General features: G+C 56.1%; 21 protein-coding genes and 1 pseudogene. 19 read left to right on the top strand and 3 right to left on the bottom strand.

Annotated elements, in window-relative coordinates:
• Positions 1 to 240: hypothetical protein (locus tag BLL36_RS30705; RefSeq protein ID WP_130926001.1), on the bottom strand; the 240-nt coding region annotated here is incomplete at its 3' end.
• A 299-nt stretch (positions 241 to 539) separates the two neighbouring features.
• Between BLL36_RS30705 and BLL36_RS22790 the strand changes: the two genes are divergently transcribed.
• Complete coding sequence (locus BLL36_RS22790) at positions 540 to 1,022, top strand: flavin reductase family protein (protein ID WP_076953781.1); 483 nt, start codon at positions 540 to 542, stop codon at positions 1,020 to 1,022.
• Positions 1,023 to 1,329: 307 nt separating this feature from the next.
• On the opposite strand, the pseudogene sthA reads toward BLL36_RS22790, so the two are convergent.
• Positions 1,330 to 2,723, bottom strand: a pseudogene (gene sthA / locus BLL36_RS22785) (Si-specific NAD(P)(+) transhydrogenase).
• Positions 2,724 to 3,638: 915 nt separating this feature from the next.
• Between sthA and BLL36_RS22780 the strand changes: the two are divergent.
• The 11 genes from BLL36_RS22780 (at position 3,639) to BLL36_RS22730 (ending at position 13,271) form a co-directional block, all read left to right on the top strand.
• On the top strand, positions 3,639 to 4,391 hold the full coding sequence (locus BLL36_RS22780; RefSeq protein ID WP_076953778.1) for a hypothetical protein: 753 nt from the start codon (positions 3,639 to 3,641) through the stop codon (positions 4,389 to 4,391).
• A gap of 115 nt (positions 4,392 to 4,506) precedes the next feature.
• Entirely contained in the window at positions 4,507 to 4,737 is a 231-nt protein-coding gene (locus BLL36_RS22775) for an AlpA family transcriptional regulator (protein WP_076953776.1), read from the top strand.
• 4 nt (positions 4,738 to 4,741) lie between these two features.
• Positions 4,742 to 5,587 carry a ParA family protein gene (locus BLL36_RS22770; RefSeq protein ID WP_076953774.1) on the top strand — a complete coding sequence of 282 codons (846 nt, stop codon included), beginning with the start codon at positions 4,742 to 4,744 and terminating at the stop codon, positions 5,585 to 5,587.
• 79 nt (positions 5,588 to 5,666) lie between these two features.
• Complete coding sequence (locus tag BLL36_RS31555) at positions 5,667 to 5,876, top strand: hypothetical protein (RefSeq protein ID WP_076953772.1); 210 nt, start codon at positions 5,667 to 5,669, stop codon at positions 5,874 to 5,876.
• A 14-nt stretch (positions 5,877 to 5,890) separates the two neighbouring features.
• Positions 5,891 to 7,456, top strand: a complete 1,566-nt coding sequence (locus BLL36_RS22760) for a ParB family protein (RefSeq protein WP_076953770.1) — start codon at positions 5,891 to 5,893, stop codon at positions 7,454 to 7,456.
• A gap of 14 nt (positions 7,457 to 7,470) precedes the next feature.
• On the top strand, positions 7,471 to 8,019 hold the full coding sequence (locus BLL36_RS22755) for a DUF2857 domain-containing protein (protein ID WP_076953768.1): 549 nt from the start codon (positions 7,471 to 7,473) through the stop codon (positions 8,017 to 8,019).
• A complete protein-coding gene (locus tag BLL36_RS22750; RefSeq protein WP_076953766.1) occupies positions 8,016 to 9,203 on the top strand; it encodes an STY4528 family pathogenicity island replication protein in 1,188 nt (395 codons plus the stop codon). Before BLL36_RS22755 ends, BLL36_RS22750 begins: the two co-directional genes overlap by 4 nt.
• 144 nt (positions 9,204 to 9,347) lie before the next feature.
• The gene (locus BLL36_RS22745; RefSeq protein ID WP_076953764.1) at positions 9,348 to 10,103 is read left to right on the top strand and encodes a PFL_4669 family integrating conjugative element protein; all 756 of its coding nucleotides are present in this window, start codon (positions 9,348 to 9,350) and stop codon (positions 10,101 to 10,103) included.
• Positions 10,100 to 10,618 carry a DUF3158 family protein gene (locus BLL36_RS22740; protein ID WP_076953762.1) on the top strand — a complete coding sequence of 173 codons (519 nt, stop codon included), beginning with the start codon at positions 10,100 to 10,102 and terminating at the stop codon, positions 10,616 to 10,618. The genes BLL36_RS22745 and BLL36_RS22740 overlap by 4 nt, the downstream gene beginning before the upstream one ends.
• Positions 10,615 to 11,070: a single-stranded DNA-binding protein gene (locus tag BLL36_RS22735; RefSeq protein ID WP_076953759.1), complete on the top strand. Its 456-nt coding sequence runs from the start codon at positions 10,615 to 10,617 to the stop codon at positions 11,068 to 11,070. Before BLL36_RS22740 ends, BLL36_RS22735 begins: the two co-directional genes overlap by 4 nt.
• Before the next feature lie 233 nt (positions 11,071 to 11,303).
• Complete coding sequence (locus tag BLL36_RS22730) at positions 11,304 to 13,271, top strand: DNA topoisomerase III (RefSeq protein ID WP_076953757.1); 1,968 nt, start codon at positions 11,304 to 11,306, stop codon at positions 13,269 to 13,271.
• 37 nt (positions 13,272 to 13,308) lie between these two features.
• On the opposite strand, the gene BLL36_RS22725 is transcribed toward BLL36_RS22730, so the two are convergent.
• Entirely contained in the window at positions 13,309 to 13,566 is a 258-nt protein-coding gene (locus BLL36_RS22725) for a DUF4880 domain-containing protein (RefSeq protein ID WP_076953752.1), read from the bottom strand.
• Between the two features lie 209 nt (positions 13,567 to 13,775).
• Here BLL36_RS22725 and BLL36_RS22720 point away from each other — a divergent pair, with 209 nt between their 5' ends.
• The 7 genes from BLL36_RS22720 (at position 13,776) to BLL36_RS22690 (ending at position 18,608) form a co-directional block, all read left to right on the top strand.
• Positions 13,776 to 14,117, top strand: coding sequence for a helix-turn-helix domain-containing protein (locus BLL36_RS22720; protein WP_076953750.1), 342 nt, complete (start codon positions 13,776 to 13,778; stop codon positions 14,115 to 14,117).
• 869 nt (positions 14,118 to 14,986) lie between these two features.
• The gene (locus BLL36_RS22715) at positions 14,987 to 15,568 is read left to right on the top strand and encodes an STY4534 family ICE replication protein (RefSeq protein ID WP_076953748.1); all 582 of its coding nucleotides are present in this window, start codon (positions 14,987 to 14,989) and stop codon (positions 15,566 to 15,568) included.
• A gap of 70 nt (positions 15,569 to 15,638) precedes the next feature.
• Positions 15,639 to 15,896, top strand: a complete 258-nt coding sequence (locus BLL36_RS22710) for a hypothetical protein (RefSeq protein WP_076953746.1) — start codon at positions 15,639 to 15,641, stop codon at positions 15,894 to 15,896.
• Between the two features lie 99 nt (positions 15,897 to 15,995).
• On the top strand, positions 15,996 to 16,490 hold the full coding sequence (gene radC / locus BLL36_RS22705; protein WP_076953744.1) for a RadC family protein: 495 nt from the start codon (positions 15,996 to 15,998) through the stop codon (positions 16,488 to 16,490).
• A 53-nt stretch (positions 16,491 to 16,543) separates the two neighbouring features.
• The gene (locus tag BLL36_RS22700) at positions 16,544 to 17,308 is read left to right on the top strand and encodes a DUF5983 family protein (RefSeq protein ID WP_076953742.1); all 765 of its coding nucleotides are present in this window, start codon (positions 16,544 to 16,546) and stop codon (positions 17,306 to 17,308) included.
• 89 nt (positions 17,309 to 17,397) lie between these two features.
• Positions 17,398 to 17,940, top strand: coding sequence for a PFGI-1 class ICE element type IV pilus protein PilL2 (gene pilL2, locus BLL36_RS22695; RefSeq protein ID WP_076953740.1), 543 nt, complete (start codon positions 17,398 to 17,400; stop codon positions 17,938 to 17,940).
• A complete protein-coding gene (locus BLL36_RS22690; protein WP_076953738.1) occupies positions 17,937 to 18,608 on the top strand; it encodes a chemotaxis protein in 672 nt (223 codons plus the stop codon). Before pilL2 ends, BLL36_RS22690 begins: the two co-directional genes overlap by 4 nt.

Here is an 18,608-nt window from a genome sequence, read left to right as displayed (position 1 = left end):
GACACCGTAGAATCCACTAAAGCCCGATACGGCTCCCTCTTCCTTAGCGCTCGGCGCTGCACTAAACAGACCGGGATCAACTGCGGCGACTGTCTCCTCAGCACTGGGCGATCCGCAGAAAAACAGCAACATGGCTATGCCTGCCAGGACCATGCCGACCGCAGTACGACCAGAAGATTTTGAGTTTTTCTTCTCGCCTTGTTCAACGACAACGCCTTCAGCAATACAGATTTTGTCCAATTACATCACTCCTCTTGTTTTTATATTTATTAAGACTACTGAAACAATTTGCCCCCCACAGGTGCAATCACCCACATGTGTGACACGCCAAATAAACGTATCTGTCCGCCTGACGAAATGTCGCTAAAGGCCTTCTGAAACGGAGGGAGAGGCAGCCCCCCACAGCCCAAACCACTGAAGATGCAACAGCGAAATGTCACACAACGCGGTGAGGTTTCCTTTCTTTGATAGCTATAGAGTCAGAGCTAACGCCATCGTCGGGTGGCTCGCAAACAACAAGACAGACAGGAGTATCTATCGTGGAAGACTTGAAGCAAGCCCTGCAGCGCCTGGCCAAAGCCGTGGTCGTGATAACGACTGCCGACCAAAACGGACGCTACGCCATGTCCGCCACTGCCGTGAGCGAACTGTCCATGGAGCCGCCCTCCATGCTGATCTGCGTCAACAAATCCGCCTCGCTGTTTCCGGTACTGGCGAGTGGCGCCCCCTTCATCATCAACATTCTGCACCATCAACAGGCTGATATTTCCGTCGCCTGTGCGGGCAAGGTCAAAGGTGAAGCCCGGTTTGAATTCGGAACCTGGATCAAAACAACCTCGGGTATCCATCGACTGGAGGGCGCACAGGCATCGATTGTTTGTCGAAACGTCAAAGCAGTTGAGTTCGGTACCCACGGCATCTTTATCGGAAAGGTCGAAGAAGTGTTTACCGAAAGTACACCGGACCCACTGATCTATGTCGATCGCCGTTACGGCAAGATGGACAACGTCACGTTTGCCTGATGCATGACTTTCGATCTCATTGAGCGGTGCCGAACGACCTCGGCACCGACAATTTTTTTCGTCGATAATGATCCAACTCTATGCCTGAATTTAATATTAAGAACACGAGTCAGACTGCCACACAGAAACAATAAAGTTCATTGATAGGCTACCAGGATCCCAAACTTCCGCCGCCCTCTTACAGGGACTTTTTGTTATTCATTCAGCCTTATTGGAATCACAATCAACAGCCTGGTTACAGACTTTCTCGGTTTGGCCACTGCCACGCTCGAGAATTGCTGAAATCGGTCTCTCCGGCCGGAGTCGCTCAAAAAAGCCGGTTGAGACCGTCGTACGCGGCGACCCGATAGGCTTCGGCCATGGTTGGGTAGTTGAACGTGGTGTTGACGAAGTACTTCAACGTGTTCAGTTCGCCTGGCTGGTTCATGATCGCCTGACCGATGTGCACGATCTCCGACGCCTGGTAACCGAAGCAGTGAACGCCCAGCATCTCCAGGGTTTCGCGGTGGAACAGGATCTTCAGCATACCTTGCGGCTCGCCGGCGATCTGCGCCCGCGCCATGCTCTTGAAGAAGGCCTTGCCGACTTCGTACGGCACCTTGGCCTGGGTCAGTTCCTGCTCGTTCTTGCCGATCGAGCTGATTTCCGGAATGGTATAGATGCCGGTCGGCACGTCATTCACAAAGCGCCAGCTGCCGTTATCGACGATGCTGCCGGCGGCCGAACGCCCCTGGTCGTGGCGGCACTGGCCAGGCTCGGCCAGCCGATCACGTCGCCAGCGCCGTAGATGCTCGGCACACAGGTGCGGTACGCCTCGTCGACTTCGATCTGGCCATGGCTGTTGACCTTCACGCCGATGTTTTCCAGACCCAACTGATCGGTGTTGCCGGTACGACCGTTGCACCAGAGCAAGGCGTCGGCCTTGATCTTCTTGCCGGATTTGAGGTGCAGGATCACGCCATTGTCCACGCCTTCGACGCGGTCGTAGTCTTCGTTATGGCGAACCGTGATGTTGTTGTTGCTGAAGTAGTAGCTCAGGGCCTGGGAGATTTCCGAGTCGAGGAAGCTCAGCAACTGACCACGGTTGTTTACCAGCTCCACCAGCACACCCAGACCGCTGAAGATCGAGGCGTATTCGCAACCGATCACGCCGGCGCCGTAAACGATGAGTTTGCGCGGGGTGTGGCCGAGGCTGAGGATGGTGTCGCTATCGTAGATACGCGGGTGATGGAAATCGATGTCCGCCGGGCGATACGGGCGCGAGCCGGTGGCGATGATGATGTGCTTGGCCACCAGTTTTTCAACCACGCCGTTGGCGCAGACCACTTCGATGGTTTGCTCGTCGGCGAAGCTGCCGGTGCCGAAGAACACGTCGACGCGGTTACGGGCGTAGTAGCCGGTACGCGAAGCCACTTGTTTGGAGATGACTTTTTCGGCGCTTTTCAAAACGTCCGGGAACGAGAACCAGCGCGGCTCACCAATCGCCCGGAACATCGGGTTGGTGTTGAACTGCATGATCTGCCGCACCGAGTGACGCAGGGCCTTGGACGGGATGGTGCCCAAGTGAGTGCAGTTCCCGCCGACCTGGCGACGACTATCGACCATCGCCACCTTGCGCCCTGCCTTGGCGGCATTCATTGCCGCGCCTTCTCCCGCCGGGCCGGAACCCAACACCACCACGTCGTAGTTGTAGACTGCCATGCATACTCCTTCAGACCAGGCCGCGATGCCATACCGGCATCACCCGCAACCTTATGGCATTGTCGCGCCATGAAAAGACTCGGGGTGCAGTCTAATCAAAGTGAACCCGCACACATTCACCCTCGAAAGTGACGGCTGCGATCAATCGCTTAAATGCGGGGGGCGAGAGATGGCCGAGTGCTGCCAGGAAAAACCGTCTCGACAAAGGTCGCCGAGTACGGCATCGGTCAGTTTGGTTCTTTACTGTGACTTGCATTCGCAACGGAATGTTCAACGCTTCGGCCGCAAACGTATCGAATTCAGGCCTTATCAATACCTGCGTCAATTCCCGTACAGGATCGAAACCTGATGTTTTGATATGCAGTTCGCAAAGCGTGCAAACAGCGCATCGAATGTAGGTCTTCAGACCACTGCAAAGGTGTCGATTCGTTCGCCTGACGAATGCGGACACTGTCGGGAATAATCAAAAAGCGCGCGAAAATCATTCCCTATTGAAGATAGGTCGAGAGACTCGACTCAAGATTCAGAGAGTCAACCTCGTCAATACGTAACAGCAAAAAGAATAAGAAGCCTAACGTCACTTCAAACGCACATCGATCCATATGAATCAACATGCGCCACCTGCCCTCACTTCGCGAGACAAAAATGATTAATAATAACTTATTATAGAACAAATGAATCTAGATAGATCCATGAAAGTCCTGATTAAATCACTATAATTGTTCCTTTTGGCGCAGGCTTGACCCGAGGACTGTCTATACAGGGCACTTCCTTCATGAATCACACCGAGTCCGCTTCTTAAGCTTGCGGCGTGCAACAAACACAATATGGTTAGCAGGAGCTGATCCCGTCGGGCTAGCCGGTATTAGGACTCGTTTGCTAGATAAATCAAATGGAGAGAAAGGAGGCTCCTGCATGTACGCAACCTCTAGCTACAATAAAAATGCCAAAATATTTTACAGGCCAATTGAGGCTGCATTGCGTTGGTGTAACCTCATGGATTATGAAACACAAATTTTAGAATCAGCGCCCTCTTGGCCAATTACGTTGAAAACCATTTTTCCTCAATGGCCTTGCTTACACACAAACATAGAAAAAATTTATGATGCCATACACCATGGCGAACTTATGTATGGCTGCTTAGGGATATCTGTTCCCTCAGGGGCAAAAGTCGACCCACTTCAGTTGACTATCAGGCATAACGATCTAAAGCTTTGGATGCTCCTCTACCATCCAGACCAACGGCCTAGCTTTTTATTTGAGAATGTGCCCAATGATAAAGTGCCAATTAATATCGACAGCTACCTAACGCTCCAAGCGGATCGTGATGCACTGCAATTAAAATTAAAAGAAAATGAGCAGATATACCAGTCTCTGCTTAAAGACCTCCAAGCGATCGGCTTGGAAAAAGAGGAAATAAGTCAACTATTAAACACAAAAAAACCAGTTAGCGATCGTTCAGAAATTGTATACCTTAACATCATCGGTGCTTTGCTCAACCTTTTTTTGGACCAATCACCTGCAGGTAACCCTCTATCCGTGTTCAAGAGCCAATCTGCAATCGTCGATGCAGTTATCGCACGCTATAGCGAGGTACCAGGCCTGGGCAAACGAACGCTGGATGAAAAGTTCGCTGCAGCCAATCGCAGCCTCAAAAAAAACAAATAGACCCAAGTTTTGCACTGCAATCCCAATGATTGCAGTGCAATGACTCCCTCGCTTTTCTGCTATTCACTTCAGGTCACTTCCCACCACGCGCCAAGCGGCGCCAGGAGTGACCAGCATGTCCAGCTCATCCGTCTCGCTCGCTAACAGCCCTCAACCACCGGCCGAACGTTACATCATGCGGCGTGACGAAGTGGAGCGGAAAACCGGCTTCAAGCGGGCGCACATCTATAACTTGATGAAGGAAGGTAAATTCCCTCAGGCCAAACGCATTGGACTGCGCGCCGTCGGTTGGGACTCGTCGGAGATCGAACACTGGATCACTGAGCGTTTGGCGCAGCAGGTCTGATGCCATGCGCGTAGTATCAGTAGTGTCCACCAAAGGTGGAGTAGGCAAAACCACAGTAGCGGCCAATCTTGGCGGTCTGCTGGCGGATGCGGGCTTACGCGTCCTGCTGCTCGATCTGGATAGCCAACCTTCCCTTTCCAGCTATTACGCATTGAACCACGAGGCCATCGCCGGTGCGTACGAACTTATCGCGCTAAACCAGACAGATCCGGCGCAGATAATTTCCAGAACGGCAGTCGTCGGTCTCGACCTGATCCTCTCCAACGACAATCAAGGGCGACTGACCACTTTGCTGCTGCACGCCCCGGATGGGCGATTACGGCTGCGGAATGTGCTCGACCATTTCCGCCCCCGTTACGACCTGTTGTTGATCGACACCCAAGGCGCACGTAGCGTGCTGCTAGAAATGGCCATCCTGGCCTCCGATCTTGCCCTTTCTCCCATTACACCGGAAATGCTCGCCGCCCGTGAACTGCGCCGTGGCACCTTGAAGCTGCTAAACGAACTGGAGCCGGTCCGCCACCTGGGCATGCCACTACCCTCCTTACGGCTCCTACTGAACCAGGTGAACGCCATTAGGACTGACAGCCAGATAATCATCAGCGGTCTGCGCGAGACCTTCACTGGGGCTGCCAACATCTCGGTGCTAGACACCGTAGTTCCAGACGCAGTGGCGTATCTCAATGCTGCCTCCCTCGGTCTGCCAGTCCATCGGATCGAGACGCGCCGGTCCCATAAAAGACGCTCGCCATCGGCACTGGAAACCATGCAAGCACTGGCCATCGAATTGTTCCCGGAATGGCGCACAGCGATATCTACTTTGAGCAAGCGCGGAGGTTCGATGAAGTGAATTGCCAAGCTGTAGTTCTCGAAACGAAATTTTGTCTGATCAACGTTGAGGCCAACTCCGTTTGGCAAGGAGTCTTTTGATGTTGGACCAGCTTCCCATCATCGTTCAACCATCCATTCACCCCCGCCGCCCACCTAGCGAGGAGTACTGCACAGTGGTCTTTCGTCTACAAGGCGGACGCTCAGCCATGGGTAGGTTCCTCGCGGAACTGTCTCGTTATTTCGAAGGCTCGGGCACTGCCGAGATCGTGAAGTTCGAGGTCGGTGACCATTTGCGTAACGGGCATTAACTGAGGTTGTTCCAATGAAGAAGCTCACTCAGGAGGAAATCACAGCAAAATTGCACCAGGACCACTTCCGTCGCGGTCCAGAAATGGAGCGGCTTTCCGATCCACTCACTGATACGCCTATGCTGATCACTCTGGAGCAGTTACGGCCCTACGAACACAACCCGCGCTTCATCCGCAATCCACTTTATGACGATATAAAGGCCTCCATCCGTGAACGCGGGCTGGACCAACCTCCACCCATTACCCGCCGCCCGGGAGAAGCCTATTTCATCATCCGAAACGGCGGCAATACGCGCTTGGCGATTCTCGGCGAGCTGTGGCAGGAAACCCGCGACGAGCGATTCTTCCGCATCCATTGCCTGTTCCGACCCTGGACCGATGAAATCAGCGCCCTACTCGGCCATCTGGCTGAAAGCGATCTGCACGGCCAACTCACCTTCATCGAGCGTGCTCTGGCAGTGACCAAACTCAAGGCCATGCTCGAATCAGATGGAGCACCACTCTCGCAACGTGAGCTGGCACGACGTCTTGCCGCTGGAGGCTATCCGATTTCCCAGTCGCACATCAGCCGGATGCTCGACACCCTCGAACACCTACTACCCGCCATTCCACAAACCTTGTACGCCGGATTAGGGAAACCAAAAATTGAACGCCTAATTGGTCTGCGTAGCCAGGCGGAGCGAACCTGGAATCGTTATCCAACCGACGCCATCGCTTTTCCCGAGCTTTGGCTCGACACCTTAGGGCAATTTGATGCCGACCCAGAGTCCTTCGACCTTGAGCAAATCCAGGATGAACTGCTCGAACGCATGAGTCGCTTACTCGGACAGTCCTACCGGATGTTGGCCCTGGAGCTGGGCGATACCCAACGGGTTATCCAGACGCCCGGCGTAGTCGTCACGCCCCCGCAGAACAACCTTTTGCCGAGCGTCGATGAGCCCGTGGCCGAGCTTCCCCCCTCCGAGCCTCATTCCAAATCAGCTGAAACCAAGACCCCGGCCGAAACAGAGCGAGAGGAGCAGCTCACGCTGCCCGAAACGAATGTCGCATCAGCAGTCAGCCCTCCGTCACGTGTCCAGCAGATCCGTGAACAGATTGAGCGCGCCGCTGCCCCCGAAACAGCACAGACCGTCGCAACCTGCCCGATCGACGACATCTGGATCATCGCACCCACACTGGATACTCCCGAACAACTGCGTTTAGCCATTGCCAGCCTGGCTCGGGAAATGGCGGCCTATGCCGGACATCCCGAGAGCATCATCGACCAGGAGCATGGCGTGGGCTTCGCCCTCAGCATCGAGCAACTTGATCTTGCCGCGCCTCGTGCGGCCGGCGTTAACCTATTGCTCTTGGCCCTGCTGCGAGCCCAAGACGAAGTGAACTGGGAGGATCGCAAGCAATTGCCCTCAGCCCTGTTCGGGCAATTGCTATTAGGGGTCTATCAACTCCCGCTGCCAGATCGTCCCGCCGTGGACGTAGGACTGGAGCGATTGCCCGACGGTCTACTGATAAAACTGTATCGCCTCATTCGCTTAGCCCGTCGCCTGATCGACTTAACGCTTACCTCTGAAGACGAGTAACCAAGGGAGCTGCCATGAACCTGTCCTTCAATGTGCTCAACCAGGCCATGTTGACTCAGGTCCTTCACGAGTTGCGCCTGGGTAATCTGCAACGCTGCAAGGCACTCGGACTGGGTGAAGAGGACATCTATCTGCTGCAATCTTTGCCGCCTACCACGTTGTCACGCCTGGCCCATGCCACCGTCCCCTGGGTTGAGGTCAAGATTGATTCACCGGTGCTGCATCGGTTGATTGACCAGGCCGAACGCGACGAACAGAACGAGCGCTTGATCAACCGAGCGCTCAAGCTTGGTGCCAGCAGTACCATCATGTATCAGTGCTTCGGCTTGGCACATTCGGAAACCGCCCTGCGCCGACGTCTGCTCAAGATAGAAACCCGTAAGGGCCGCCCCCAAAACTTGAGCGAAGCACAGGAACATGCCCTCTGGCAGCGTTGGTGCCAACTACGCGATCAGGACGGTGCTGAGGATCAGCTCGACGCCATGATGATGTTGGCGGAGGAGCAACAGATCAGCTTGACCATCGTGTGGCAGCAGATCGACCATTACAGCAACGGAACATGAACACTGCCCCTTCCAGTCGCTGGCGGCGTGTCCTGCAGCAATGCACCCAGCAGCTGAGTGAACGTTGGCCCGCACGCCCCACCACTGAACATCCTTCCAACCAGGCCCTGCAAGCGGGCTTTTTGTTCAGTGGCCAATCACACGAAGTCGTGCCGCGTCGCTTGCTGCTGGATTGTCGGCTGACGCCATTGGAGCGTAATGCATGGCAAGTATTTCGACTCATGCTGCAAGGCCAGGGTGTGGTCACACCGCGCTATGAAGATCTGCAACCTTACCTGTCGAGCGTACCCTACGGTGCGTCAGCCTCCCGTGAAACCATCGCTCGCGTCTTGACGATGCTCAGGCTGACCCGCTGGCTCAGTTTGGTGAGTCGTGGCCGCGATCAGCTTAGCGGGCGCCTGCAAGGTTCTCTGTACGTCCTGCACGATGAACCGTTAACGCCCGCCGAAGCCATGGAGCTGGATCAGGATTACCTGGAGCTGGTCGGACACGCCCTCGATCATGCAACCAAGGCTGTGCGAATTGTCGCTCAGCATGTTTTGGAAGAAATTCGTCAGGACACTGATATCGATTTGGGTCGGCTCCCCACCCGGCTCGACAGTTGGGGCGACCATTGGACAAAAAAAGGATTGGATAAGGCGTCCGATGAAGCGCTACATGATTCCGAACTGGGTGGCGCCCACCGCGTTCGGAATCGTGCGGGGCCTAGTTCGGAGTCCGAACTGGGTCCGAACGCCAATGTTTCCGGCACCGTTCGGAATCCGAATGCCGCCTGTACTGTATTAACAGAAAGTATATGTACTGTACCGCGCGCGACCCCGGCAGTGGATAACTTGCACTGGCCTGATCCGCTGCACCTGAGTCCGAGCGAGCGGAAAGCCGTCACCGTAACGCTGAACAAGCTAAAACCAGGAGATCGGCAGGCGGTGCTCAACGAAGCGGGCGCGCGATGTGCGGCAGGAAGCGTCCGCAAACCCGCGGCGTATCTGATGGGCCTGATCCAGCGGGCGCTGAAAGGCGATTTCCGCCCTTGGGCAGGTCAGGCTGAGTCGTTACCCATGACAGAGCAGCCACCCTCTCCCCCGCGCCAACTTAGGAAAAAGGGCGAACCCGCCTCTGCCCTCGCCCAAGCGTGCCTGGATGAACTACGCCAGCTGCGTAGCAAACGCCCTGGACGTCAGTAGATTTGATGCCACTGGCATCACTGACGAGCGTTTCGAAAATCAACCGTCTCGAACCAAATCGAACACACAGCATTCAGCTTTTCGGATGTCCTTTACCTTCGTCTGTCGCAACGTTCCCGTCCAAGCCTATGCGAGGACAACACCGTGGCCGATCACTATCAGCTCAACCTGGGCTCATTGCGCAGCAGCATCACCCTGACACTGCACACCCACCACGCCGCCCGTATCTGGCAAGGTCGAACCGCACGCGAAGGCGTCCACTCGATCATGGGCATGGCGGGCTACATCAGCGTCACTAACCTGATCAAACAGGCCGCAGCGCAGGACGATCCTTATGCCGACTGGGCGATCGTGCAGCTCGAAGAAAAATTGATGCAGACCAAGGCTGGGATACTGGAACTGACCCAGCAGTTGGACCGGATCAGACAGGACCTGCCGACGCAAATCGACATGAGCGATAACCTCAATATCCACCCCGTCACCCTACCCTTGTACATCGGCAGCCAACTGGGGTTTCTCGCCGTCTACCTGCTGACTGACTACGACACCTTGGTGCGCCATACCCTGTTGGCCCATCACACCGCTTTGATCGGGCGACGGGACATGGAAGCCTGGATCGACGACGGTGCCCATTTGCTGCGTAGCCTGTTCGGCCAGGCCCAGCGTTATCGGCATGCTGGCGTCACCCGTGATGACATGGCGGCGAACAACGCTCGTGCTCTGGCGGCAATCGAGAGAATGGGTTTGCCCCCTACCGACATCCTTGAGGGGCATCGCCGCTCCCAATTCGCGCCACCCATCATTCGTCGTGGTGCTGTGGCGGTGGATGACGCTGATGCGTTGGCGGAGAACGCGGTAGAGCCATCTACGACAGTAGATGAGCCGAAGGACGAAGCATGAAGCCCATTATCTCGACTCAGCCAATTCCCCCCAAAACACTCACACCGGATGCCTATCGACAGCTCGAACATTCTGCCTCCCTAAAAGGCCTTTTAAAACCTTTTAAGGGTAAGGGGGAGCTGGACTACCTGGCGCAGGTGGCGAGGGAAACCGAGGCGCAGTTATGTCACCTGATGGAAGCGGTGGTGCAGCAAGCCGGACAGCCCCCTTACTCGCTGCTGGATATTCGATTGGTGCTGCAGAACACCAGTGCGGGCAGCACCTTTTTGCGATGGCGCACCCGTGACTTCGCCCGTATGGGGGTGGCGGTCTGGGAACGCCAGGTCTCCAACAAGGCCTTGCCCCAAGCCGTACGCGAGGAATTGCACCGTTTCGAATGCGAGCGTATCGCACTGAACTTGCAGATGAGCGTGGTGCATTCGCTCTACCGTCAGGCTTCAACCTGCGCAATCAAAATGGCCAGCGCCGAACGGCTGCTGCGCCAGTTCACACCAGCAGCGGAGATATCACGATGAGTACTTTTTTCGTCGGCGAAGGCAACATCGGTAGTGCGCCAGAACTCCAGGAGTTCCCGTCAGGCAATGACGAGCCACGGCGTTTGCTGCGCCTGAATGTGTACTTCGACAACCCCGTGCCACGCGATGGCAGCTATGAAGATCGAGGCGGCTATTGGGCGCCGGTCGAGCTCTGGCACCGCGAGGCTGAACACTGGAGCACGCTGTACCAGAAAGGCATGCGCGTGTTGGTAGAGGGCCGCACCGTGCGCGATGAGTGGGAGGACAGTGAAGACAATGCCCGGATCACCTTCAAGATCGAGGCGCGTCGAGTCGGGATCCTGCCTCATCGCGTGCAGAGTGTGGTCATGCGGGAGCGCTCAAGTGAATCAGCCTCGTCTGCGGCTCCCGTCGGGCAGGCTACAGACCAGGCCAGCTCGCCTGTGTCGAAGTCCAAAAAGCGCAGAGGGTAGCCACCATCGGCATGACGGGCTTGAGGCATAAAAATCGCGCCTTTGCGCGAAGTTCCTGGCCTGTCATTACTCGCTGCTCGTGAAGCCTTGTCATCCACGCGACTACAAGGTAGCAGCCTCGCCCACAAGACCGCCCTCACCGACTAATATGAGGAACCTGCCATTCAGGTTTCTCATAGCTCGCCACTGCTGTTTCCAACAACGCTGCTCCGAACTCAACTCGGAGCAGTTCTATGCGTCTTTTTCTCTGCGAGAAACCCTCCCAAGGACGTGACATTGCCAAGGTTCTCGGAGCCAGCCGACGTGGCGATGGTTGCTTGATCGGACGCGAGGCAACCGTCACTTGGTGTATCGGTCACCTGCTGGAAACGGCCCCACCTGAAGCCTATGGCGATCAGTACAAAATCTGGTCGTTGGATTATCTACCGATCATTCCCGCGCAGTGGAGGGTTGAGGTCAAACCCAAGACCGCGGCACAGTTCGAGGTCATCAAGCAGTTGCTCAGTGAAGCCTCCACCGTCGTCATCGCCACCGACGCCGATCGCGAAGGTGAAATGATTGCCCGCGAGTTACTAGAGCTCTGTAACTATCGTGGCTCTGTGGAGCGCCTCTGGTTATCCGCACTCAACGAGGCGTCGATCCGCAAAGCACTGTCATCGCTGAAGTCTAGTCAGGAGACCTTCCCGCTTTATCACTCAGCCCTCGCCCGCAGCCGCGCCGATTGGCTGATTGGTATGAACCTCAGTCGTTTGTTTACCCTCCTAGGCCGGCGGGCGGGCTATGACGGCGTGCTGTCGGTTGGACGCGTCCAAACGCCCACTTTGCGCTTGGTGGTTGAACGAGACCGTGCGATTGCCAGCTTCGTCTCTGTGCCGTACTGGGTGGTGGACGTGCACCTGACTTTAATGGGACAACCCTTCATCGCGTCGTGGATACCGCCAAGTTCAGGACGTGACGAAGCCGGTCGCTGCCTGCAGCAGGTGCTTGCCAGTCAAGCCCTCCAAGCGATTTCTAGCAGCAAGACCGCTACCGTAGTCTCGCTGCAGACAGAGCATTTGCGCGAAGCCCCACCTCTGCCCTTCGACCTGAGCACACTGCAAGAAGTCTGTTCACGCAAGTTGGGACTCGGCGCTCAGGAAACGCTGAACATCGCCCAAGCCTTGTATGAAACCCACAAAGCCACCAGCTATCCGCGCAGCGATTGCCGTTATTTGCCAGAGAGCATGTTCAACGAGGTAGCCGCGGTATTCGATGCCCTGCTCAGAATGGATCCCGCGTTACGCCCAGCGCTCGGAAGCGTCGATCGATCATTGCGCTCACGAGCATGGAACGATGCCAAGGTCACCGCGCACCACGCCATCATCCCCACCACCGAGCCGGCGAACCTTGGGCGGATGTCTGAACAAGAGCGCCAAGTCTACGAACTGATTCGCAGCCACTACCTCGCGCAATTCCTGCCGCATCACGAGCTTGACCGAACCGAGGTCGAACTGGAGTGCGGCGACGAGCGTTTGACTGCTGTTGGCAAACAGATCCTCGTCCAAGGCTGGAAAGGCTTGCTATCCGACAACGCCGAAGACGATGAGCCTAGTCAAAAGACCCAGGTGTTGCCCGCCCTACAACAGGGTAGCCAGTGCGCAGTGGACGACGTCGAACTCAAGTCCATGCGCACCGCTGCGCCCAAACCGCTCACCGAGGGCGATCTGATTAAGGCGATGAAAAACGTCGCCAAGCTGGTCAACGACCCACGCCTGAAGCAGAAACTTAAGGACACCACCGGTATCGGCACAGAAGCCACGCGAGCCGGCATTATCAAAGGGTTGATTGATCGCGGTTACTTGTTGAAGAAAAAACGTGCCTTAACGGCCTCCGCAGCGGCCCATACCCTGATCGAAGCGGTACCCGCTGCAGTCGCGGATCCGGGTATGACAGCAATCTGGGAGCAAGCTCTGGATGAAATCGAAGCGGGACGTCTGACCTTGGATGCATTCGTTGCCAAGCAGGCGCACTGGATAACGCAATTGATCGCAAACTGCGGAGCGCTCAACTTGTCGGTACCGGTCGAAGCTGGGCCGGCCTGCCCCATTTGCAACGCCTCAATGCTCAGGCGAAAGGGAAAATCAGGGCCGTTCTGGTCATGCTCCCACTACCCGGACTGCAAGGGCACTGTGCCGATCAGCAAAGGTACGCGTCGTCCATGAGGCGCAATTGGTGTTCACATTAACCTCGGGGGTGTTGTCAGTGCATCATCAACGGCGGCTGATCCTTCTCCAAGTCGTCTAGAGGTCGTCCGATTTCACGGGCCAAGGCGATACCTGTCGAAATCCATATTTGCCCCAGTTCGTTGAACGCTTTCAGGTGAGCAGGATCTTCGTTGAGCCAACGAACAAGGTTGTCGCGGTGTTCAGGGTTATCAGGGCAATCATGGATCTTGATGAACAGCTCCAGTGTTCTATCCCAGATCAGGTCCATGTCGTTCTCGCGCTGCTCATCCATACTCAACCTTGCCTCCCTTTGGTCCTATCAGACCGCTCAGTCTCACTGGTCACTACGGGCTCTGATTCCTGGAAGAACAAATGTCACGTCGCGACAAACAGGTATTTCAGTCAATATAACAACCCTATAAGTCGATACTCAACCGTTAAGGATGTTCATGTCAACGGGTCTTTGTTCAACCATTCGGGTTGAATTGGAGAACTCATCACTTGGCACATAAACATCCAACCCAAGTCCAAATCGGACGCATGATCGCGAAGCACCGCACTCAGCGTAATCTGACCCAGGAAGAGGTGGCTGAACGCCTGGGGATCGGCAGCGAAGCCATTTCGCGCCTTGAGCGGGGTGTGGTGGAGCTTTCCGTGGTCAAGCTGATGCAACTGGCGGACATCTTCGACTGCCGGATGGATGAACTGCTGACGGAGTCGAGCAGTCGCCCCAACGACCAGGGGCAGATGATCGCGGGCCTACTGAGCGGCCTTCAAGAAAGCGACCGTGCCTTTATCCTGACGACCGTCGAACAGCTGGCCGCTCATCTCAGTAGCAAATAACCTCTTAGCACACTGGCTTGACGTCCTCCCACCCATCTGCTGTAGTGCCTCAGGATCATCGTTTACGACGACCCAAGACCGATTCGCTCCGGGTAGCTCGGTCGGACTCCTTGAGTTCGGAGCCTTCTCTTCTGCGGAATTTCATTACCACTTTGTGCTCGACCGGATCAATGTGGCGGATGACCGCTGTTGCCTCTGCCAGGCAGCAGCGGTCATCCGCTACGGCAATCGCATTCAGTCCCGGAGCCCGCCGGGGAAACACTGGGCACCCTTTGTGCGCGGATGCGTGCCAGCGTATTCCGACCCAGGCCACGATAAGGGTCGGTTGGCGAATCATGACGCAGTTAAATCAAGTTTTGCGAGGAGCTTGCCGACTGCGTCAGACCGCCTAAGGTGGCTTTTCTGTTCCTCGCCTGGCCCCCCCGCCAGGCCTACTCTTCACTTTCGTCCGTCCAGCGATTGCCACTGAATTCCGGCCATAAAAAATCGGGTTGCGGCGCCTTGACGCTCCCCTATGACAGGCTTATATAAAGGGTGTGGTTCGCTGTCGTTGACAGCCCAGCCCAGGTAGCTTGAACCTTCAAGGCTACGCCACGCTTGTGGTGGTTTACCCAAGTGCGATCAGCATTCGGAGGCTCGCACGATTACCGCTTCAGCGGTGATGAATGCCCACTACCCTAGGTCCGCAGATATGCTGCGGATTTCTCCTCTGCTGCCCCCCTATTCTCCAGGCGCATCGATCTGATGGTCATCGGCTTGCCGGTGACGAGTCGTTCATCGTTCGCCTTCACCTAACCCACCCTGACGGGGACTCACTTCCCCGTCAGGGGCTGTGCGTCGCCGTTTTCCCTTGAAACAGGAGAACCACCATGGCCCACGCCAACCAATCCCAAGAAGCAACTACTTACTTCAATCTGCACACCGTCGGTATCGGCTACCTCAACCGTGTCCGTGAAGTACAAGTCCGCCGCGGCCAGCCGTTCATGGCCTGCGATATCGCCGCTCTGCATGGTGCCACTGATGCAGTGGAATACACCCGCTTCGACTGTAAAGTCGCTGGGGGCGAAGCTGAACGCTTGATTCGTCTCTATATGGACGCCGTCAAAGCCGAGAAAAAGGTTTTGCTGTCGTTCCGTATCGGCGACCTGTGGATTGACCCATTTCTCTATGAGAAAGGCGATAAACAAGGCCAACCGGGCGCCAGCCTGAAAGGTCGTCTGCTGTACATCGACTGGATCAAGGTCAACGGCACGTTCGAGTACAAAGCGCCTGCCAGGCAGGAAGCAACAGCACCTGCTGAGCAAACGCCAAACAGTGAGCCATCCCCAACGTCGGCTGATGCCGAAGCTGAGGATACCCACAACCCAACAAAATCCAGAACAGAACCTGAATCTGCACGCACTCCCCGCACGGCCCGCCGTGTCGCTACACGTACTGTTCAGTCCGCCTGAACAATTCACGATGTTTACATCAAGGCGCTCAATCGAGCGCCTTTTCTTCAATCCGCACAGGAGAAGCGATATGGAATCCTTCTGGCTTTGCGACGACTGCCTGTTCGCTGCGGCTTACGAGGACTACAGCACGTTATCGCTCTACTACACGACAGATGAGATCGAGAAACGCATCGCCGGCCTCCATCTTGGGCTGGTTCGGCTAATGCCCATCAGTGCCGACTTCGACCCCGAAACTGGCCAGGGTATAAGAACTGCCTCTCCATTGCCCTGCGACGGTTGTGATTCACACCTGCACGGACAACGCCACCGATTCACTCGGCTGTAAACAGCGCGTCATCGGGCAATGCCCGTGACTCTATATCCACCTCGGGGACGACACTCCCCTCGGGTGTGTACCCCTGATTGTTCCCTTCGGAGGTACCTCATGAACACCCAGCTCATCCTGATTGAAGCCTCGGATGTCGAGGCTGATCGTATCGCCGAGGAAAACCAGCTGATCGACGAAGCACTGCACATTCTAGATCGTCGACTGTTCACCCGCGGCCCCAACCTGACGTCACCTGATGCCGTGGCCTCGTATCTGAAACTTCATCTTGCGCAACAAGAGCATGAAGTTTTCGGTGTGATTTTTCTCGATGCCCGCCATCGCGTTCTGGCATTCGAGATCCTCTTTCACGGCAGCATCGATGGCGCCAGTGTTTATCCCCGCCAAGTCGTCAAGCGCTCCCTCGCACATAACGCAGCAGCCGCCATTTTTGTCCACAACCACCCCTCGGGTTGTACGGAACCCAGCCAGGCAGACCGCGTCTTGACCGCACGGTTGAAGGAGGCCTTGGCCTTGATCGAGGTTCACGTACTGGATCACTTCATCGTAGGTGAAGGTCGCCCACTTTCTCTTGCCGAATACGGTTGGCTTTAACCCTTACAGGCGCCTTCGGGCGCCTTGTTCATTTTTCATCCTGGAGAATACTCATGAACTCCACTACCGAAACCCCAGACATGCTGGGGGCCTCAAACCCATTCGTTCGCGGCTATGACAATCTATCTATCGAACGGCTGCTACTGATCACCTACGCAAACGACTGCCCTCCCTGCTTTCGCTCCATACACGACTCACGAGCTCATCTACTCGACGATGCGCGGGAACTGTTCGCCTGCCTGTTCAACGACGACTTCGCTCTGATCAGCGAGGGTCAGGCCATTCCAGATGAATTGGATGAACATTTCCAGTCCACCGGGCTGGTGCGGCAAGTGATCTATGCCGTGACTGGCGAAATACTCAACGAACGACAGCATGTCGGTGACCTTTACTCCCTCGAAGAAGCCCAAGCCATGGTCCATCGTTTGAGCTTCGACACAGGACACTACAGTCGAGCCTGGGAGATCAGCACCGCACACCTGACTGACGAAGCACTGCGCCACTTGGAAGGCCGGGTTGGCAATGTCGACTCCAGACCAACCGGACTGCTGTTTGAACCCTTTGCCCTACCAGACTGCAATGGCGTCGGGTGTAAGCTGATCGGCACGCCCTGGACTGACGACAACTTGGTTAAGATCGAGGGCAATCCTTACTCGTCGTTGAGGCAAGAACAGCTCGACGCCGGTACGCCGGAGGCTTTGGTCAACGTACTGTATCTGGCGGCATTGGCGGATGTGAGGTTGTTGATTTTCGACCCCGACGCTGCCGTCTTGAATGGGCTCGCCATTTATGACGAAATAGCAACGCGTTCAACTTAAACACGACCCGTCTTGAATCAACTTACTCACTGAATCGCTCCTTTACCTCATGTCAGGTTCTGCACAGAATCTGACATGAGGTTTTTTCCATGGAGCGTTTTTTCACGCCTGTCTGCCTGCTGGGCTTGTTGAGCGCCTGCAGCGCGCAAATCCCCACCCCATTGCCGACTAATCCAGAGACTGACGGCGGCTCTAACCGGCCCCAGTTATCGCGGAGCCGGACCGACGAAAGCCATCCGTCAGAGCTCCGCTATGGCCGCTATACGCTGGTCAGCACCGAGCCCACCACGGAGCAACGTGACCTTCTCGCTCAAATCATTGACGTGAGCATTCCGTCCAACCTGAATCCTTCGGTACAGGATGCGATGCACTACGTGCTGCAGCGATCGGGGTATTCGCTCTGCCCTGCTGCCGACCCCGTAAAGATGCTGTTTACCCGGCCTCTACCCGCCGCCCATTACCGGCTCGGCCCGATATCACTTCGCAACGCGCTACAAGTACTGGCTGGCCCCGCCTGGCAACTCACGGTCGATGAGGTCAGCCGTTCGGTCTGCTTCGAACGGCTAAAAAATGATGCTGCCGTCGTGCGGCTCGCACCCAGCGCGGCCCATCAGTCGGAGGCACGCCCATGAAAGCCTCGACGTTTCAAACCCTCATTGTCGGCTCACTTTGCCTGGCGGTCTCCGGGCTGAGTGGTGGTTTGTATAACCAGTATCAACGCGTGACCGAACTGGAAAATGCGAACGCCCAACGCCTGCAGACCCTGGATACCCTGCAACGTGATTCAAGCGCCCTCATGGATGCACAGGAGAAGCTGCAGTACGCACTGAAAGACCTGAAGCAGATGGCCGATACCGGTGAGCAACAGGCCAATACCCTCGATCCGATGTTGGATCAATGGGCGCAAGAGATACAGGAGCTACGCGACGGTCTGGCAGACCGTGCCACCGAAACCGACATGATCGCGCTACACGCGCGACTTGAGCACGTCGAGCAGCAACTCCTGGACCTCAAAAGCCAGCCACCACTCCCACCACCGACGCCTTCCTCGGCCAAGCCGAAAAAAACCGCTCAGCCCAAGCCTGCCCCGCTCCTGCCGCCATTTTCAGTGTTGAGCGTCGAGTCCCGCGGTGGCGAGCGCTTTCTGGCGGTCGCACCTCCTGACAGTCGCTCGCTCAATGATATCCAGTTGCTGCACAACGGCGAGCAGTTCGGCACATGGCAACTGAAGGTGCTGGAGCCGAACGCGGCTATCTTCGCGGTGACCGCTCACCCCGACCAGACCGTGCAACTCCCTTGA

It is taken from the genome of Pseudomonas cedrina subsp. cedrina (assembly GCF_001983175.1).
Classification (GTDB): domain Bacteria; phylum Pseudomonadota; class Gammaproteobacteria; order Pseudomonadales; family Pseudomonadaceae; genus Aquipseudomonas; species Aquipseudomonas cedrina.
The sequence above is the reverse complement of the archived record's forward strand: the minus strand, read 5'-3'. Positions and strand labels throughout refer to the sequence as shown.